Below are 17,760 nucleotides of genomic sequence, written 5' to 3' on the forward strand. Positions count from 1 at the left end.
ATTATTTATTTTTAAAATTAGTATTGTTGTGCTGCTTCACGATGATGTTGGTTTTCTTCATAAGCTTTTTGAATCTTTTCATTGTTTGATACTTCAGCTACACCAACATTCCACCAAGATTCGTAGCCATCTGTCATTGTTTTTGGTAATACCTTCATTTCAATTAACGTGGAAACAGTTTGCTCTTTAGCATCTTCAATTGCGAATTTCAATTCTTCTACCGTGTTAGCACGATAAACCTTTGCGCCATATCCTTCTGCGACCTTTGCATAATCAATATTTAATATTTGATTATTAGCTGTACGGAATTCAGTAAAGAAGCTACCGCTACCATGGCCCATTTGTAAGTTATTAATGCAGCCAAAGCCGGAGTTATCGAATAACATTACATTAATTTTTTTATTGTATTGCAAAGCGGTTACAAGTTCTGAATGGAGTAAAAGGAAACTGCCATCACCAACCATTGCATAAACTTCTTTGGTAGGTTCTGCTAGTTTAGCACCTAATGCACCTGCAATTTCATAGCCCATGCAAGAGTACCCATATTCCACGTTATAAGTATTTGCTGACTTAGGATTCCAAATGCGTTGCATGTCACCTGGTAAAGAGCCGGCTGCTGTCACCACGATGGCAGCATCATCAATCGCATCGTTGATCGTGCATAATGCAGTGGTTTGAGCGAATGTCGTATTTAATGCATCAGCATACTCATTAATAGTAGATTGTGAGAAATGGTTTTTAATTTCTGGATCAAAACCTTCACGTGTATATGTCACATTACTTAAGCGATTGCGTTCTTTCGTCCATTCTTCTTTTAATTCCACAATTCGTGTGCCGAAAGTGGATTGGTAATCATGTAATTCTGCCTCTAACAGTTCAAGTGTTGCGCGAACATCTGCTACAACTTGGAAGGCATCTAATTTATAAGCTTGAAAACGATTAATGTTAATGTTTAAAAACTTAGCGTTATCAAAATCAAATGCCGTTTTTGATGCTGTCGTAAAATCTGTGTAACGGGTCCCTAGGCCAATAATTAGATCAGCTTCTTTGGCAGCTTTGTTTGCTGCTAGAGTACCTGTAACACCTAAGCCACCTAGGTTATTAGCGAAATTTGCAGCAATAGTCGATTTACCAGCCTGTGTTTCAACTAAGGGGATATGGCATTTTTCGGATATACGCGCTAATACTTCTTGAGCTTCGGAATATTTAGCGCCGCCTCCAATTACAAAGACTGGTCGTTTACTTTTTTTAATAAGTTCGAGGGCACCTTGTTTTTCACGTGCTACTGGTGCTTTACGATCTAAATAATGGACTCGCTTTTTAAAGAATGCTTCATCGTAATCGAATGCTTCACCTTCTACGTCCTGTCCAATACAAATAGTTGCTGGGCCTGCAGTTGCTGGATTTGTCATTACTTCAAATGCACGAATTAAGCTAGACATCAATTGTTCTGGTCGTGTAACACGATCCCAATAGCGGGAAACAGCGCGTAATGCATCATTAGTAGAAATATCTGCACTGTGCTCATGTTCTATTTGTTGTAAAACAGGATTTGGCTGTCTACTGGAGAAAACATCACCAGGAAGAAAGAGTACAGGGATATTATTTGCTAACGCTGTTCCAGCTGCTGCTGCAAGGTTTGCAGAACCAGGGCCTACAGAAGTAGTCACTGCGTAAATTTGTTGACGCAGCTTTTGTTTACTGAAGGCAATAGCTGCATGTGCCATGCCCTGCTCATTTTTTCCTTGATAAATTTTTAAATCCTCCCCATATTGTTCTAATGCTTGTCCGATTCCTAAAACATTGCCATGCCCAAAAATGTTAAAGATCCCATCTACGAATCGAAATTCTTTTCCATCAATATGGATATATTGCTGTTTCAAAAACTTTACTAGTGCTTGCCCTGTTGTTAGACGAATCTTTTTTTTCATATATTAAAACCTTCTTTCTAAAATTAATAAGCAAATAAAGATGACAATCTACTATTCTGAGGCATACTAGTTTAATTAAGAACGATCTTTAATAAGATCTTCAATGTCTTGTACTGTTGGCATGGCTTCAGATGAACTATGCTTACTAACGACTATTGAAGCGGAAGCACTACCATACTTTAGGGCGGTTTCATAATCTTTTCCGTTAACGATGGCATATAAGAAAGCAGATGCATATGAATCACCAGCACCGAATGTTTTTAATACTTGGGTTTTATAAGCTTGACCATGATATGTGGCTCCGTTTGGTTCGTAAGCGTAAGAGCCATCAACACCATGTTTAATGACAACTAATTCTGCATCATGTGCAAATAAATGTTTTACGGTGTCATCATTGTTACCTGGTGTAGCTAAATTCTCCATTACATCGTACTCATCACGAGTACCAATCACAACATTTGAAAGCTGCGCTACTAAGGAATAGTAAATGGAAGTTTCTACTTGTGAATGCCAAGTGTAAGGACGATAATCTAATTCGAAAACAACTTTAACAGCATGTTTTTTAGCTAAGCTAATTGCTTTGAATACCGCTTCACGAGAAGGGCTAAGTGCAAGAGCTGTACCTGAAACGAGTAAAATTTTGGTATTTTTAATGTAATCTTCGTTTACTTCAGAAGGCTCTAAATATAAGTCCGCTACATGATCACGATACATTAATATGCTACATTCACTAGGGCTAAGAATTTCTGTGAAAGCTAAGCCTGCTTTACGGCCCTCTGTGTCAAACACCATATTGGAAGTGTCCACACCTTTTTCACTCATATATTGTTTAATAAAACGACCATGTTGATCTTGCGGGATTTTACCAATAAATCCAGCCTTCAAGCCAAGTTTACTACTACCAATTGCGATATTGGCGGGTGAACCGCCAACGTATTTTGTAAAAGTCATCGTTTCTTCCATTGGGCGATTGTATTCGTTTGCATTTAAGTCGATACAGGCACGGCCAATTGCAATAATATCAAATTCTCTATTTTGATTAAATATCAGTACCATTGGGGTCTCTCCTTTTATTAGATGAAATAAATAATACAGTTTTATGGACGGTGAATAATCCATTCATGATCTTTATCATTATTGAATTTCCAAATACGAGTTGGACCAGCCATAACATTTAAGTAATAAGAAGTATAACCATCAGGAACTCCTACAGGGTGATAACCTTTTGGCACAAGAACCATATCCCCGTTTTCCACAGCCATTGTTTCATCTAATGAACGGTCATCAGTGTAAACACGTTGAAAAATAAAACCTTGCTGTGGATTGATTTCGTGGTAATAGCTTTCTTCTAAAAATGATTCTTCTGGCAAATTGTCTTGATCATGTTTATGGGGAGGGTAGCTTGACCAATTAGCTGTTTCTGTAATTACTTCTACAACAAGCAAGCTATTTGCTGATGGATTTGAATCAGGTAAAATATTATGAACTAAACGTTTATTATTGTATTTACCGCGATTTTCAATGCCATTATCAGATGCTTTAATGAATTTTGTAGGTAATTCTTGATCAGATGGGGCATAGCAAAGAGCGACGCGTGCTTTTGTGTTCGCTGTGATTTTCAATGATTTATTATGTGAAATATAAACACTATCTGTTGGTATTCTTTCGAAAACAGAATGACGTGTTCCAATTTCTTTATAGCTTTCTTGGCCATCTGTTACAGTGATTTTTCCAGTTAAAGCTACAATACATAGTTCTAAATCCGTTAATGTTTCTTTGTAAACTGCGTGTGGCTCTAAATCTAGTATTTTAAAACCAACATAGACTAATTCAGAGTTTTCTTTTGTTACCTCATGCACTAAAGTTACACCTTCAGCAATTATTTTATTGTCAGGTTTTCTAAGTAATTGACTCATTTATCGTCTTCCTCCTATTTAGAAAGGGTTTCCAATTAACCTGTAGAAAAAAGAAGGGAAGTGGGGGAGACTTCCCTTCTTTTTTTGTTTCAATTATGAAAAATCGGGTTCGTTGTAACGAGCAGTTACTACTTTTTTACGCGTATAGAAATCTACTCCGTCTTTTCCGTTTGCATGTAAAGTTCCGTAGAATGAAGACTTCCAACCGGAGAACGGGAAAAATGCCATTGGCGCCGGTACGCCTAGGTTGATACCCAACATACCTGCATCAATATTTTCACGGAAGTAACGAACAGATAATGCACTTGTCGTAAATAGACATGCTCCGTTAGCGAATTCTGATTGGTTAGCATATTCAACGGCTTCTTTTAAGTTTTTCACACGTACGATTGATAGCACTGGTGCGAAAATTTCCTCTTTCCAAATCGTCATATCTTGTGTCACATTTTCGAATATTGTAGGACCTAAGAAGTAGCCGTCTTCATTTTGTTCACCACGTCCATCACGTAGAAGCTTTGCTCCTTCAGCAATACCTTTTTCAATGTAATTTAATGTACGTTGCTTCGCTTCTTCTCGGATAACAGGACCTAGGAAGATACCATCATCTAAACCATTACCCATTGTAATTTCATCAGCTGCTTTTTTTAGTCTAGCTATTAGCTCGTCAGCAACTGATTCTTCTACAGTAACAACTGCACAAGCCATACAACGTTCACCAGCAGAACCGAATGCAGCACTAATAATTTCTTTTGTAGTTAAATCTAAATCTGCGTCAGCTAGTACAGTTGTATGATTTTTTGCACCTGTTAAAGCTTGTACACGCTTTAAGTTTTGGCTTGCACGTTTATAAACATATTCACCAACTGGCTTAGAACCAACAAATGATACAGCTTTCACAACTGGATGATCTAAAATACCATTTACAACATCATGAGCACCATGAACAATGCTAAATACACCTTTTGGTAAACCAGCCTCATCTAATAGTTGTGCTAATCTTTCAGCAAGTAATGGCGTTTTTTCAGATGGTTTTAAAATAAATGCATTACCAAGTGCGATTGCCATTGGGAACATCCAACATGGAACCATCATTGGGAAGTTAAATGGTGCAATACCGCCAACTACACCGATAGGGTAACGAAAATTTGTTGCCTCGATATCAGAAGCAATTGTTGCAAGAGAATCACCCATCATTAAAGTAGGAGCACCTGCTGCAAATTCTACATTTTCAATACCACGACCAACTTCACCAAGCGCTTCTGTATAACTTTTACCATTTTCTTTTGTGATTAAAGTAGCAAGTTCTTCTTGATGTTCTTGTAATAAGTTATGGTATTTGAACAAAATACGCGCACGACGTACAACAGGTGTTTTCCCCCAATTTTTTTGTGCTTCTTGTGCTTTTTGAACAGCTTCTTCAAAATCTTCTGGAGTGGAAAGTGGTACTTGTGCTAATACTTCTTTCGTTGCTGGATTATATACATTTTCATATTTATCTGTTCTACTTTCTATCCATTCACCATTAATAAAGTTTTTCAGTTTTCTTGACATGATAAGGACCTCCTCTTATTCAAAAAAATTAGTATTTTGTATATAGAATGTTTTAAAAATATTTCAATCATCGTACATCATTTAAAAACAGCACTTTTTCAAAATCAATGTGCCATTTACCTGCACCAGTAGTAACAAAACTTACCATTACATTTTTGAGTAAATGACACTATTAACCTTGAGTGCTGATGTTAATAAATAATAGATGGAATTCTCCCCTATTTTATGTGTACGAAGATGGTAAAGATAACGACTTTATCATTTCGTTTAAATTCAAGTCCATATCCTCAATAACCATTTGTAGGATCGTGTTGTGTAACAATTTGATATTGAATGTTCTATGATTTTGAAATGCTTTTAAACTAACGTGATTGTTACATCTCAAAGTTGTCTTAACGCTACTTAAGTTCGCCCTTTGTTTTAACTAAAGGTATTTCCCCACTCCCTTACTACATTCTAATAGGCAAACAATAATCATTGCATCTAGCGAATCAAGATAAAACAGAATATTTATTATTGACTTTAAATTCAGTTTTCTTGTTTCTTGAGACGAGTATAGCATATAAAATTCAAAAAGTTAACAATAAAATGATTACTTAATGATATATTTTGGGTTAAGTTTGATTATATTGTGGTGAATTTTAATAATTAATAGAGGATTAGAGATTTTTAAAGGGGAGGTAATTGAACGATTTGGATATGTTTTGGATATATTTGATAGCAGTGAGTTGTAAAAAAATTAATAGATACAGAAAGTGCATCTAGAACATAATTGCATAATAATAGGCTACTTGGAGAAAAGAAATAAAAATATAGATGATTGTCAATTTTATTCTATGATATAGTATGTAAAATAATAAAAGCTACTAAAGGTATTAGAAATTGGTAAACAAATGAGTGCATTTTGGTAGTAAATAATATATAAAAGAGGAGAATGCCCTATGATGAAGTCACAAAGGATAAAGGCGATTTTAGACTATGTTAGGCAACAAGAATCTGCATCAATCGATGAGCTTGTGGAAGTATTTAATGTTTCCAAAAATACCATTCGACGCGATATTCAAGAGTTAGCTGCAACTGAAAAAATTACCAAAATACATGGAGGTGTATCGATTTCTAATTCTCAAACGGTGCCTTATCAAGATCGTAAGGTGAAAAAGCTTCATGAAAAGAAACAATTAGCTCAGCTGGCAGCACAATTTGTGGAGGATAACGATATTATTTTTATTGATTCTGGTACAACAACACTGGAAATGCTTGAGTTTATTAAAGATAAAAGAATTACCATTATCACAAATAATCTTGATTTTACGTTGGATGCAACATACTATCCGAATTTAAGTATTTATTCAATGGGTGGAATGTTTGAACGTTCTACTCGATCTTATGTAGGTACAGAGGGGGTAGAAAACCTTTGTAAATATAATTTTAATAAAGCTTTTATGGCATCGACAGGTATTTCATTGCCAAAGGGAATTACAAATTCCGCTCCATTAGAAACACCTATCAAAGCGAAAGTCATTGAGAGAAGTGAACAAGTTTTTGTGCTAGTGGATCATAGTAAATTTGGGAAATATTCATTAACTACTTATTGTGATTTTAATCAAATTGATTACTTAGTGACTGACCGAAAACCAGACAACATATATTTGCATCATAGTAAAGAATATAATTACAAAATTTTATATCCTGAAAAATAATCATTTATTTATAATGAATGATTAAAAGTATACGGAGTGATAAGGTGAAGAGATGGGATCAATTGCTATTTTTAGTTATTGCTTTTATCTTTTGGTTTGCTCATTTTTTATATATTCCGATGTTATCTCCGTACATTGAGCATCTGGGAGGAACATTTACCTTTACTGGTATTGTGTTAGCTAGTTATGGCTTGATGCAATTTTTATTTCGTGTGCCGACGGGTATTAGCTCGGATTTATTAAATAATCGGAATGGCTATTAGTACAGCAAGTTGTTTAGCCTTTGCTTTAACAGAAAGCTTAGAATGGGTATTAATTTCCCGTGCACTAGCTGGAATTGCTGCAGCAACATGGGTTGCTTTTACGATTTTATTTTCTAATTATGCTACAGATGACAAGCTACATAGCGCAATGGGAAATCTATCATTTGCATTTGTGTTTGCACAATTGCTAGGAATGGCGCTTAGTGCTTGGCTTGTTGAGGAGTTAGGATGGGATGCGCCATTTTGGATTGGTACAATATTAGGGGGTATTGGGCTATTGCTTTCTTTCTTTATCTCAGAAGAGAATAAAAAACCAGTAAATAAGCCTATTAAGTTGCGTGAATTGGGCACGGTTGTAAGAGAACCGATGTTATTGAAAGTTTCTCTACTTTCTATATTTGCTCATAGTATTATTTTTACAACAATGTTTGGATTTACGACAGCATATGCATTATCTAAAGGATTACGACCAGCTGAAATCAGTCTTGTTGTATTTGCCTTTATGATTCCCCATGCCATCGCTACATTAATGAGTGGGAAACCATTTATCTTGAAACTGGTAAGTGGCGTATATTGCAGCTAGCCTTTTTAACAACAGCTATATTTACGATGCTGATGGCTCTTATCGAAACGAAAATACTATTCTTATTTTTACAAATGATGAATGGCTTTGCCTTAGGTTTGCTATTCCCATTATTTTTAGGAATGGCGGTAGAGAAAATACCGCATGCCAAGCGAGCAACAGCGATGGGGGCTTATCAAGCTATTTATGCAATAGGAATGTTTGTAGGGCTGTTTGTAGCAGGATTGCTCAATACTTCATTTGGCTCAGAAGCAAGCTTTTATTTTTCAGGCTGTATCAGCATATTAGGATTTATATGTAGCCTTATATGGTCTAGAGAGATAAAACCAATTACGATGGAATAAGGAGTGTTAACTATGGTAAAAAAAGTACAACGCTTTATGTGAATCCAATTGGTTTTGGGGCGAATGCAGTAGGAGGGCATAATTTATATCCAAATTTAGATGAGGCAGAGGGACGTGAATTGGTACATACAGTGCTTCAACAAGGGGTCAATTTTATTGATACTGCCTTTATCTATGGTCCAAAGCATTCCGAGGAGCTGATTGGTGAAGTAGTAAAGGAGCAGGGGAATCGAACAGAAACGATTATTGCGACAAAAGCTGCCCATAGATTAAATCATGAAGGGGAACAATTTAATAATCATCCTACCTTTTTAAAAACGGCTGTGGATGAGGCTCTTGGACGACTTCAAACCTGATTATATTGATCTGTTTTATATACATTTTTCGGATAAGGATACACCAAAAGATGAAGCGGTTGGTGCACTAAAAGAGTTAAAGGATGCTGGGAAAATTCGTGCAATTGGTGTATCAAATTTTTCATTACAGCAATTGCAAGAGGCAAATAAAGATGGCTATGTAGATGTTGTACAAGGTGAATATAATTTACTGTCGCGTGACGCGGAACATGAGCTATTCCCATATTTAAAAGAACAGCAAATTTCATTTGTGCCATATTTCCCTCTAGCATCAGGCTTGCTAACAGGTAAATTTAATGAACAGGCAACTTTTAATGAATTTGGAAACTTTCAATGTACCATTAACAGATAAAGAAATTCAAGTTATAGATACGATTTTTAACAAGTAAATAATCAGCTATGTTAAGAGAGATGTATATAACCCGAAAAATAGTTAATATATCATATGTTGATTATTTAATCTGTGGAAAATATAGGAGGAATGCTCTGAGAATTGCAACTATTTGACGTTGAATAAATATCGATATCAAATGGTTGCATTGTCCTTTTTTATAATTTTTTACTGCGTGTAGATCCTATCGAGTTTATTTATTTGCACCATGAGTGTGTTCTATATTTGCATGTTTAAAGCTAAAGCTGTGATTTATCTGTTCGTGAAAAAATGAATGCTGAAAATTGGTCTTTGCAAAAGTAGTAATAGAGGATATTACGTGTGAGCCAGAAAAAGTGTCTTCGATTTGGAGCATTTGTTTAGGTGTTAAAAGACATAGATTATAACGATTGGGCGGTTGTGGAGCAGGATATAAATTCTGCTCCTTTTGATAAATCATTCCCAATTGTCAAAAGAATATATGATCATATTAGTCGTTTAATAGAAGGATAAGAAAGAATGATCGTTAGTGGGATGCTTGCAGATAAAGATATATATTTTTTCTGCACGTGAATTCAACAATTTACATAAGAGTGTTGATAAATAATTTGTTAAAAAATGATTATCTTATTGTGAAATTGAATGAATAATAGTTATTTTTTTTGGAGATATTGATTGCAATTATGGTTAATTTATATCCGATTACGGTTAATTTGTTAGTATAAATTGATAAAGTTATGGTTTTTTAAAAAAGTTTAATGAGAATTAAATTTTATTAGTGTAATAATTATAGTAGTCTGGTTATTTCTTAGAAATACGACCTTGTATTGAAAATACTAGGTATTTAGAAAGTTTATAGTAGTTACCACTAATTATTTTTACTATTTCGGTAAAGTTAAAAATGGTTTAAAAGAGAAAATTTTGCTATTTACGAGAAAATTATATATTGATTTATTTTTCGCAATTTTGTAATATTCAATTTAAGTAAGCGCTTAACTAGATTTATTTTCCTATTATTATAAAGAGGTGATAAACATGAATTGGGGAATTATTAGTGCTGCTAATATTGCATTTGATGAGGTTGTTCCAGCAATTCGCCGCTCGGCTAATTCTAAACCATATGCACTTGCTACCAAAACAAAAGAAAAAGCACAACGTTTTCAAATTGATAATGTCTATGCCACATACGGAGACCTATTAGCTGATGAACATGTAACATCCGTATATATCCCCCTACCAAATGCATTACATCATGATATGGTAATCAAATCATTAAAATCTTATAAGAATGTGTTAGTGGAGAAGCCAGCTACGATTTCATTAGAAGAAATGAAACAAATTGCAGCAACTATACAAGAAACAGGTCATTATTTTTTAGAAGGTTTTATGTACCAATATCATAAGCAGCATAAAAAGATGCGTGAATTATTGCCTCTAATTGGAGATATTGTACATATTAAATCCCATTTTTCATGGTTATTAGAAAATGAGCAGGATATTCGATTAAATTCAGCATTAGGAGGAGGAGCGATGTATGATGTTGGCTGCTATTGTATGCATGCAATTACACAGTTAATTGGCTTTAAGCCCGCAGTCATTAGCATGGTAAGCAATACTCTTTCTGAAACAGATGTTGATCGTACTAGTGTTTGTACAATGTTTGATAAACATGGGAAAATGGCAACCTTTACTTGTTCGATGGAAATGCCATTTCTTGATTACTATGAAATTATTGGAGAACAAGGCTTGTTAAAAGTTTCACATAGTTTCCGTCCTGATGTTTCGAAAAGTGGCGTCGGAATTGTAGAACGCTACAATAATGCAGGAGATTTGTTAGAACAGCACAAAATTCAGGATGATCAATATTTGAGACAAATTGAACACTTTGAACAGCAAGTGGATAGTAAAGTGTCCTCTGAAAAAAATTTGCAGCAATCACTTGAAATGTCGCATTATTTAGAGCAAGCCTATAAATCAGCTTATAAAAATGGAGAATTTATCAGAGTGGAGAATATTTATTATGCTTAATGTAGCTGTTATTGGATTAGGAAGATTAGGTCGTTGGCATGTGCTTAATTTACAGAAAATTGAGTATATTAATATAATTTCAGTTTGTGATTATTCTTTAGAAGTTGCACAAGCTGTTGCAACAGAATCTGGCATTCCACTTTTTACGAACAATGTAGACGAAATTATGAACAATGAGCAAGTTCAAGCGGTAGTAATTGTTACTCCTACAAGTACACACTATGAAATAATCTTAAAAGCGATTGCAGCTAAAAAAGCTATTTTTGTAGAGAAACCATTAACAATTGACATGAAAGAATCTTTGTTAATTCAACAGGAGATCGACAAGAGTGGCGTATTTTGTCAAGTAGGCTTTATGAGACGCTTTGATCAGGATTATGTTGAAGCCAAGAGAATGATTGAGGAAGGAGCAATTGGCAAGCCACTTTATTTTAAAGGGATTAGTCGAGATCCAGTTGCACCAGATTTAAGCTTTATTCCAGGTAGTGGCGGTTTATATATCGATTTATGTATTCATGACTATGATTTAGCACGCTTTTTAATGGGAGCAGAAGTGCAAGCCGTTTCTGCCTTTGGTTGTAATATCAAATATCCTGAGTTTGCACAATATGATGATGTAGACCAAGGCTTTACACATCTACAATTTGCAAATGGTGCTGCGGGCGATATAGAAGGAAGCCGTTGTGCGTATTATGGCTATGATATTCGAACTGAAATTATTGGTTCAGAAGGTACACTTCTTATCGGAAGTACAAAAAAATCAAATGTCAATATTTTAACACCTAAAGGAAATCTGCATGAAATTATTCCTGCATTCCCACAGCGTTTCGAGTCTGCTTATGTCAATGAGTTAAGCGCTTTCGCTGAGGCGGTTATGAATGGGGCATTGTCACCTGTAACTGTTGAAGATAGTATTAAGGCCCTACAGATTGCTTACACAGCAACGGCTTCATTTAAAGACCAAGGAAAAATAATAACAATCGAGCACTAGAAGGGGAGAGTGTTGACGATGCCTGAAGAAATACTTGTAATGAAAGATGTTTATAAAAGCTTTCAAAGTAACCATGTATTAAAAGGGGTGAACTTAGGTGTTCGACGCGGAGAAGTACACGTGTTATTAGGTGAAAACGGTGCTGGAAAGTCTACACTGATAAAAATTATTACAGGTGCCTATGCAATGGATAAAGGTGAAATGATTTGGGAGGGGAAGCCTGTTCGTGTTACTGGACCAATAGCATCCATGGAGCTTGGTATTGCAACCATTTATCAAGAGCTAAACGTTATTCCAGAGTTAGCCGTATACGAAAATATCTTTTTAGGGCGAGAGCTAAAAAAAGGTGGTAAGTTCGGAATGCTTGATCGATCGACAATGATTAAGCAAGCAGAGGAGTTATTAGTACGTTTAGGACAAGATCCAAAATTAGCGACAGTTCAGCTAAATAAATTAGGTATTGGTCAGCAACAGCTTGTTGAAATTGCAAAAGCACTTATTTTAGACGCTAAAGTGTTAATTATGGATGAGCCGACATCGAGTTTAAGTGGTGTAGAGGTAGAACAGCTCTATAAAATTGTTGAACAGCTAAGAGGAGAGGGAATGGCCATTGTATTCATTTCACATCGCTTTGAAGAAATTCAACGTTTAGGAAATCGTATTACTATTTTACGTGATGGACAAGGTGTGGAAACTGTAGAAGTAGCTACAACTCATCAAGATTATTGGATTGAGTTAATGGTTGGCCGTTCTCTTGATGAGAAATTCCCGAAAAAAGAATTTGTGCGAGGCGAAATAGGTTTTAAAATTGAGAATTTTAAAGTGACTGCCAATTCACCTGCTTTAAACATGGAAGTTCATTATGGAGAAATTTTGGGTGTTTCTGGTTTAGTAGGAGCGGGCCGAACAGAATTAGCGAGAGCAATTTTTGCTGCTGATAAACGACATTCGGGAGAAATCTACATTGATGGTGTGAAGCAAAAAATTACTAACCCTCGCCAAGCAATTGAAGCAGGCATTGCGTTTATTACCGAGGATAGAAAATCAGAGGGGCTATTGTTAGATTTACCACTTGACTTTAATGTCTGCTTAGCCAATATGAAGGCATTTAAAGGATCTAGAAAGCTATTAAACCCAGCTAAAATGCGCAAAGAGGCAGCAAAATATGTGAAGGAATTGCAAATTCGGCCTGGCAGCATTGAGTTAAATGCACGCAACTTTAGTGGCGGAAATCAGCAAAAAGTAGTCATTGCTAAATGGCTTTGTACGAAAGCTAAAATTTTCATCTTTGATGAGCCAACAAGAGGAATCGATATTGGGGCAAAAGTTGAAGTATATCGCTTAATGAATCATTTAGTGGATGAAGGTGCGCTTGTACTAATGATTTCATCAGATCTTCCAGAAATTTTAGGAATGTGTGATCGAGTTTTAGTAATGAATCAAGGGGATATTACAGCGAATTTACCAATTGCTGAAGCAACACAAGAAACCATCATGAAAGCAGCAACAATAGGGGCATAGCGTTTAAAGGAGGAATAAGATGAGTGAATTAATTGAAACTTTGAAAGTAGAAAAAAAAGAACAAGGCTGGAAGAAGCTATTAAGTAAATTTGGTTCGCTTTTAGCATTAATTATTTTAATGGCTGTTTTGACAATGACGACTGATAAATTCCTTACTGTCAGCAACCTCATGAATATTGCTAGACAATCATCTATAAATGCTCTACTAGCAATTGGGATGTTACTACCAATTTTAACAGCTGGTATTGACTTATCTGTAGGTTCGATTTTAGCGGTTTCGATTATGGTTATGGGGATTGTGTCAGTTAACATGCAAATGGGTGCAGTCGCTGGTATTGCCGTTTGTTTATTGATTGGCGCAGGATTTGGTTTATTAAATGGTTTACTATTAACAAAACTACGCTTACCGCATCCATTTATTTCAACATTAGGAACGATGAATATTGCGCGAGGTATCGCATTAATTATTACGGCAGCTGCACCAATTGCGGGCTTTCCGTACTTAGTTCAATTTTTAGGTAGTGAATTTGTAGGGCCAATTCCAGTAAGCTTCTTATTAGTTATTGGTGTGTATATTATCTTCCATATTTTCCTGACACGTACTCAAACAGGACGTTATATTTATGCGATTGGCGGCAATAAAGAAGCAGCGCGCTTATCAGGGATTAATGTAGATCGTGTTTTAATTATTGTTTATACAATTAGTGGTTTTATGGCAGCTTTAGCGGGTTTAGTAATGGTAGGACGTGTAAACTCCGCTTTCCCATTAGCAGGACTTTCTTATGAATTAGATGCAATTGCCGCTGTTATTATTGGTGGTGCTAGTTTCTTCGGTGGAGTAGGAACTGTATGGGGGACGTTAATCGGAGCATTGATTATAGCGGTCCTTCGTAATGGGCTGAATTTACTGAATGTTTCGGCAGATTTCCAAATGACCGTAATTGGTGTAGTAATTATTGCCGCAGTTTTCGTAGATGTTTTACGTCAACGTAAATCTAAAGCTAATTAATGTGTGTATGAAAAAATAAATAGAAAAGAATATGGAGGCTATTAATTATGAAGAAAGTTTTAACGCCATTTCTATCTTTTGCCTTAGTGAGTTTGTTATTTTTAGCAGCATGTAATGATGATCAATCATCATCTTCAGGCTCAAATACGGATGCTGATAAAAATGTTTCAGTTGTATTAAAAACGACATCAAGTCCCTATTGGAAATATGTAGAGGCGGGTGCTAAAAAAGCAGGTGAGGATCTAGGTATCAATGTGACAATTGTTGGGCCTTCAGCTGAGTCTGAGGTTATTCAGCAAGTAAATATGCTAGAAGATCAAATTAGTCAATCGCCTGATGCGATTTTAATTTCCCCAACGCAGCCAGATACAGTAATTCCTGCATTGGAAAGAGCAGCAAAAGATATTCCAGTGGTATTAATTGATTCAGATGCAACATTTAACGGTAAAACTACATTTATCGGAACAGAGAACTTTAGTGCAGGACAAGAAGGCGGCAAACAATTAGCAAACATGCTTCAAAAAGGTGATAAGGTAGTTCTTATTTCAGGCGCGCTAGGGAATCCAGCAACAGATGAGCGAATTAAAGGTGCTAAAGCAGCGTTAGAGGAAGCTGGAATGGTTATTGTATCGGAGCAACCTGCAGATAGTGATAAAACAAAAGCGATGTCTGTTATGGAAAATATCTTAGAAAAAGACCAAGATATTAAAGGTGTATTTTCAGCAAATGATGATATGGCACTGGGCGTATTACGTGCTGTACAAGCAAAAAATTTAGATATTAAAATATTTGGTACAGATGGTACAGAAGAAGCTGTAAAATCAATTCTTGATAATGGTTTAACAGGAACAGTTGCACAAAATCCTTACAATATGGGTTATCAAGGTGTAGAAACAGCTGTCAAAGCAATATCCGGCGAATCTATCGATAGCCGTATAGATAGTGGCATTACTATTATTACAAAAGAAAATGCGCAAGAGCATTTAGATTTCTTAAAATCTATTAGTAAATAAATAGATATTATAATATGATTGCGATTATAGGTTATAAGGGCATCATTAAATAAAAGGAGTATTCAATGAAAAAATCAACTATTTATGATGTGGCAAAAAAAGCGAATGTATCGATTGCTACTGTTTCAAAGGTAGTAAACAACAAAGGTCAAATCAGCGAAAAAACCCGTAATCATATTAAGGAAGTAATGGAAGAAATGGATTATGAGCCGAGCATTATTGCTAAAGCATTGTCAGGAAAAAAAACGAAAACGCTTGGTGTAATAGTACCGAATATAGCAAATCCCTTTTTTGGAGAAATTACGCGCGCTTTAGAAAATAAAGCGCGTGAAATTGAATATGCCATTATTATTTGTAGTACGTATAATCAGTCAGAAAGAGAAGAGGAATATATTAATTTACTGTTAAAGAAACAGGTAGACGGTATTATTATTGCAACAGAGCAGCTTGATAGTGATGTATTAAAAAAAATTAATAAGCGTAATACACCAGTGTTAAAGTTCTCTGTATATGCAGATCCGAATGAAACTGCCAGTGTGACAACTAATAATTACGAAGGTGGGTATATTGCAGCTCGTTATTTATTAGAAAAGGGCCATCATCATGTGGGAATCATAGGTGATTTATCAAGGGATAGTGAACAAAAGCGTATTCAAGGCTTTTGTAACTATTTTGAGGTACATCAATCTGCTGTTCAACAGTCCAAGATTATTTCATGTAATTCTGAGTTAGCTGAAGCAAAGATGGCAGCTGAGCAATTGTTGGCTTTCGAGCCGCATCCAACCGCGTTGTTTGCGACAACGGACTTCTTCGCTATCGTTGCAATTAATGCAGCGTTAGAGAAAGGTCTAAAAGTGCCAGAGGATTTATCGGTTATTGGCTTTGATAATACCATTTATGCGCAGCTATGTCAGCCACAGCTTACAACCATTGAGCAGCCTGTCGAAGAAATGGCGCAGCTTGCGATCTATCAATTATTAAAAATTATTGAAGAAGAGAAATGTGCACCGTTTGAACAGATCGTTTTAGCGCCGAAATTAATTGAAAGACAAAGTGTAAAATCATATAACCAAGATTGAAGGATTTATATTGAGGTGCAATATTTCATATAAGTCCTTTAAAAAGTTGTTTGAGTTAAGCGGTTACCTAAAAAGGAGAGAAAAATGATGATTAATATTGGAGTTATTGGAGCTGGCCGTATTGGACAACTCCATATTGATAATTTAGTTACAATGCCAACGATTAGGGTAAAGGCAGTTGCAGACGTATATATTGATAATGTTCGCGAATGGGCAGAGCAAAGAAATATTGAATATATTACAAATGAACCAATGGATATTATTCAAAATCCAGAAATTGATGCCGTATTTATTTGTAGCCCAACGACTACACATAGTGAGTTAATTAAAGCTGCTGCACGTGCTAAAAAGCATATTTTCTGTGAAAAGCCTATTAGCTTTTCAACTGAAACAACGCGAGAAGCATTAGAGGTTGTTAAAGAAGAAGGCGTTAAGCTACAAGTAGGATTTAATCGTCGCTTTGACACCAACTTCCGTACAATTCAAAATCAAGTTGCAAACGGGGCGATTGGTTCTACGCATACGTTACGCATTACGTCACGTGACCCTCAGCCACCACCAATTGATTATATTAAAACTTCTGGCGGCCTATTTATCGATATGATGATCCATGATTTTGATATGGCTCGTTATATCATGCAGTCAAATGTTGTGGAAGTACATGCTAAGGGTGCTGTACTAATCGATGAAAAGATTGGTGAAGCTGGCGATATTGATACAGCTATTGTGTTATTAACATTCGCCAATGGAAGCATCGGAACAATTGAAAATAGTCGTAAAGCCATTTATGGGTATGATCAAAGATTAGAAGTATTTGGCGATAAAGGTGCGCTAGTTACTGAAAATAACCGTCCATCAAATGTTACCTATTTCAGTGAAGACGGTATCATGACAGACAAACCATATCACTTTTTCTTAGAACGTTATACACAAGCTTATATTTCTGAAATAGAGCAATTTGTAGCGGCCATTGTCAATGATACAGAAGTAGTCTGCTCAGGAAATGATGGATTACAAGCAGAACTGATTGCTGAAGCTGCAAAAAAATCAATGGAAACAGGTCAGTCAGTAAAAATTGCTTCTTTATTAGAAGTGTAAAATAGGT

At 35.6% G+C, this 17,760-nt stretch carries 15 protein-coding genes and 1 pseudogene; 12 read left to right on the plus strand and 4 right to left on the minus strand.

Going from position 1 to position 17,760, the window contains the following annotated elements; genetic code table 11:
- Positions 1-17: 17 nt before the first annotated feature.
- The 4 genes from iolD to LCP48_RS06635 all read right to left on the minus strand — a co-directional run bounded on the left by iolD (position 18) and on the right by LCP48_RS06635 (position 5,398).
- A complete protein-coding gene (gene iolD, locus LCP48_RS06620; protein ID WP_004232238.1) occupies positions 18-1,931 on the minus strand; it encodes a 3D-(3,5/4)-trihydroxycyclohexane-1,2-dione acylhydrolase (decyclizing) in 1,914 nt (637 codons plus the stop codon).
- Between the two features lie 75 nt (positions 1,932-2,006).
- The gene (gene iolC, locus LCP48_RS06625) at positions 2,007-2,987 is read right to left on the minus strand and encodes a 5-dehydro-2-deoxygluconokinase (RefSeq protein WP_225340807.1); all 981 of its coding nucleotides are present in this window, start codon (positions 2,985-2,987) and stop codon (positions 2,007-2,009) included.
- A 41-nt stretch (positions 2,988-3,028) separates the two neighbouring features.
- Positions 3,029-3,847, minus strand: coding sequence for a 5-deoxy-glucuronate isomerase (iolB, locus tag LCP48_RS06630; RefSeq protein WP_004232248.1), 819 nt, complete (start codon positions 3,845-3,847; stop codon positions 3,029-3,031).
- A 93-nt stretch (positions 3,848-3,940) separates the two neighbouring features.
- Positions 3,941-5,398, minus strand: coding sequence for a CoA-acylating methylmalonate-semialdehyde dehydrogenase (locus LCP48_RS06635; protein ID WP_004232250.1), 1,458 nt, complete (start codon positions 5,396-5,398; stop codon positions 3,941-3,943).
- A gap of 941 nt (positions 5,399-6,339) precedes the next feature.
- Here LCP48_RS06635 and LCP48_RS06640 point away from each other — a divergent pair.
- The 12 genes and pseudogenes from LCP48_RS06640 (at position 6,340) to iolG (ending at position 17,753) form a co-directional block, all read left to right on the plus strand.
- The gene (locus LCP48_RS06640; protein ID WP_009370726.1) at positions 6,340-7,098 is read left to right on the plus strand and encodes a DeoR/GlpR family DNA-binding transcription regulator; all 759 of its coding nucleotides are present in this window, start codon (positions 6,340-6,342) and stop codon (positions 7,096-7,098) included.
- A 44-nt stretch (positions 7,099-7,142) separates the two neighbouring features.
- The gene (locus tag LCP48_RS06645) at positions 7,143-7,361 is read left to right on the plus strand and encodes a hypothetical protein (protein ID WP_225340808.1); all 219 of its coding nucleotides are present in this window, start codon (positions 7,143-7,145) and stop codon (positions 7,359-7,361) included.
- Positions 7,351-7,944, plus strand: coding sequence for an MFS transporter (locus tag LCP48_RS06650; protein ID WP_225340809.1), 594 nt, complete (start codon positions 7,351-7,353; stop codon positions 7,942-7,944). The genes LCP48_RS06645 and LCP48_RS06650 overlap by 11 nt, the downstream gene beginning before the upstream one ends.
- On the plus strand, positions 7,935-8,288 hold the full coding sequence (locus LCP48_RS06655) for an MFS transporter (RefSeq protein WP_232735583.1): 354 nt from the start codon (positions 7,935-7,937) through the stop codon (positions 8,286-8,288). Before LCP48_RS06650 ends, LCP48_RS06655 begins: the two co-directional genes overlap by 10 nt.
- Positions 8,285-8,963 (plus strand): annotated as a pseudogene (locus tag LCP48_RS06660) (aldo/keto reductase); the annotation flags it as partial. The gene LCP48_RS06655 and the pseudogene LCP48_RS06660, both read left to right, overlap by 4 nt.
- Positions 8,964-10,049: 1,086 nt before the next feature.
- Positions 10,050-11,042 carry a Gfo/Idh/MocA family protein gene (locus LCP48_RS06665; RefSeq protein WP_009370730.1) on the plus strand — a complete coding sequence of 331 codons (993 nt, stop codon included), beginning with the start codon at positions 10,050-10,052 and terminating at the stop codon, positions 11,040-11,042.
- On the plus strand, positions 11,035-12,033 hold the full coding sequence (locus tag LCP48_RS06670) for a Gfo/Idh/MocA family oxidoreductase (protein ID WP_004232254.1): 999 nt from the start codon (positions 11,035-11,037) through the stop codon (positions 12,031-12,033). Before LCP48_RS06665 ends, LCP48_RS06670 begins: the two co-directional genes overlap by 8 nt.
- A gap of 18 nt (positions 12,034-12,051) precedes the next feature.
- Complete coding sequence (locus LCP48_RS06675) at positions 12,052-13,554, plus strand: sugar ABC transporter ATP-binding protein (RefSeq protein WP_004232258.1); 1,503 nt, start codon at positions 12,052-12,054, stop codon at positions 13,552-13,554.
- Positions 13,555-13,573: 19 nt separating this feature from the next.
- Positions 13,574-14,563: an ABC transporter permease gene (locus tag LCP48_RS06680; RefSeq protein WP_004232260.1), complete on the plus strand. Its 990-nt coding sequence runs from the start codon at positions 13,574-13,576 to the stop codon at positions 14,561-14,563.
- Between the two features lie 47 nt (positions 14,564-14,610).
- Positions 14,611-15,576 carry a sugar ABC transporter substrate-binding protein gene (locus tag LCP48_RS06685; RefSeq protein ID WP_225340810.1) on the plus strand — a complete coding sequence of 322 codons (966 nt, stop codon included), beginning with the start codon at positions 14,611-14,613 and terminating at the stop codon, positions 15,574-15,576.
- A 65-nt stretch (positions 15,577-15,641) separates the two neighbouring features.
- On the plus strand, positions 15,642-16,655 hold the full coding sequence (locus LCP48_RS06690; RefSeq protein WP_004232265.1) for a LacI family DNA-binding transcriptional regulator: 1,014 nt from the start codon (positions 15,642-15,644) through the stop codon (positions 16,653-16,655).
- Positions 16,656-16,742: 87 nt separating this feature from the next.
- Positions 16,743-17,753: an inositol 2-dehydrogenase gene (gene iolG, locus LCP48_RS06695; RefSeq protein ID WP_004232267.1), complete on the plus strand. Its 1,011-nt coding sequence runs from the start codon at positions 16,743-16,745 to the stop codon at positions 17,751-17,753.
- Positions 17,754-17,760 lie beyond the last annotated feature (7 nt).

This window comes from Lysinibacillus capsici (assembly GCF_020217405.1).
In the GTDB taxonomy this organism is placed as follows: domain Bacteria; phylum Bacillota; class Bacilli; order Bacillales_A; family Planococcaceae; genus Lysinibacillus; species Lysinibacillus capsici.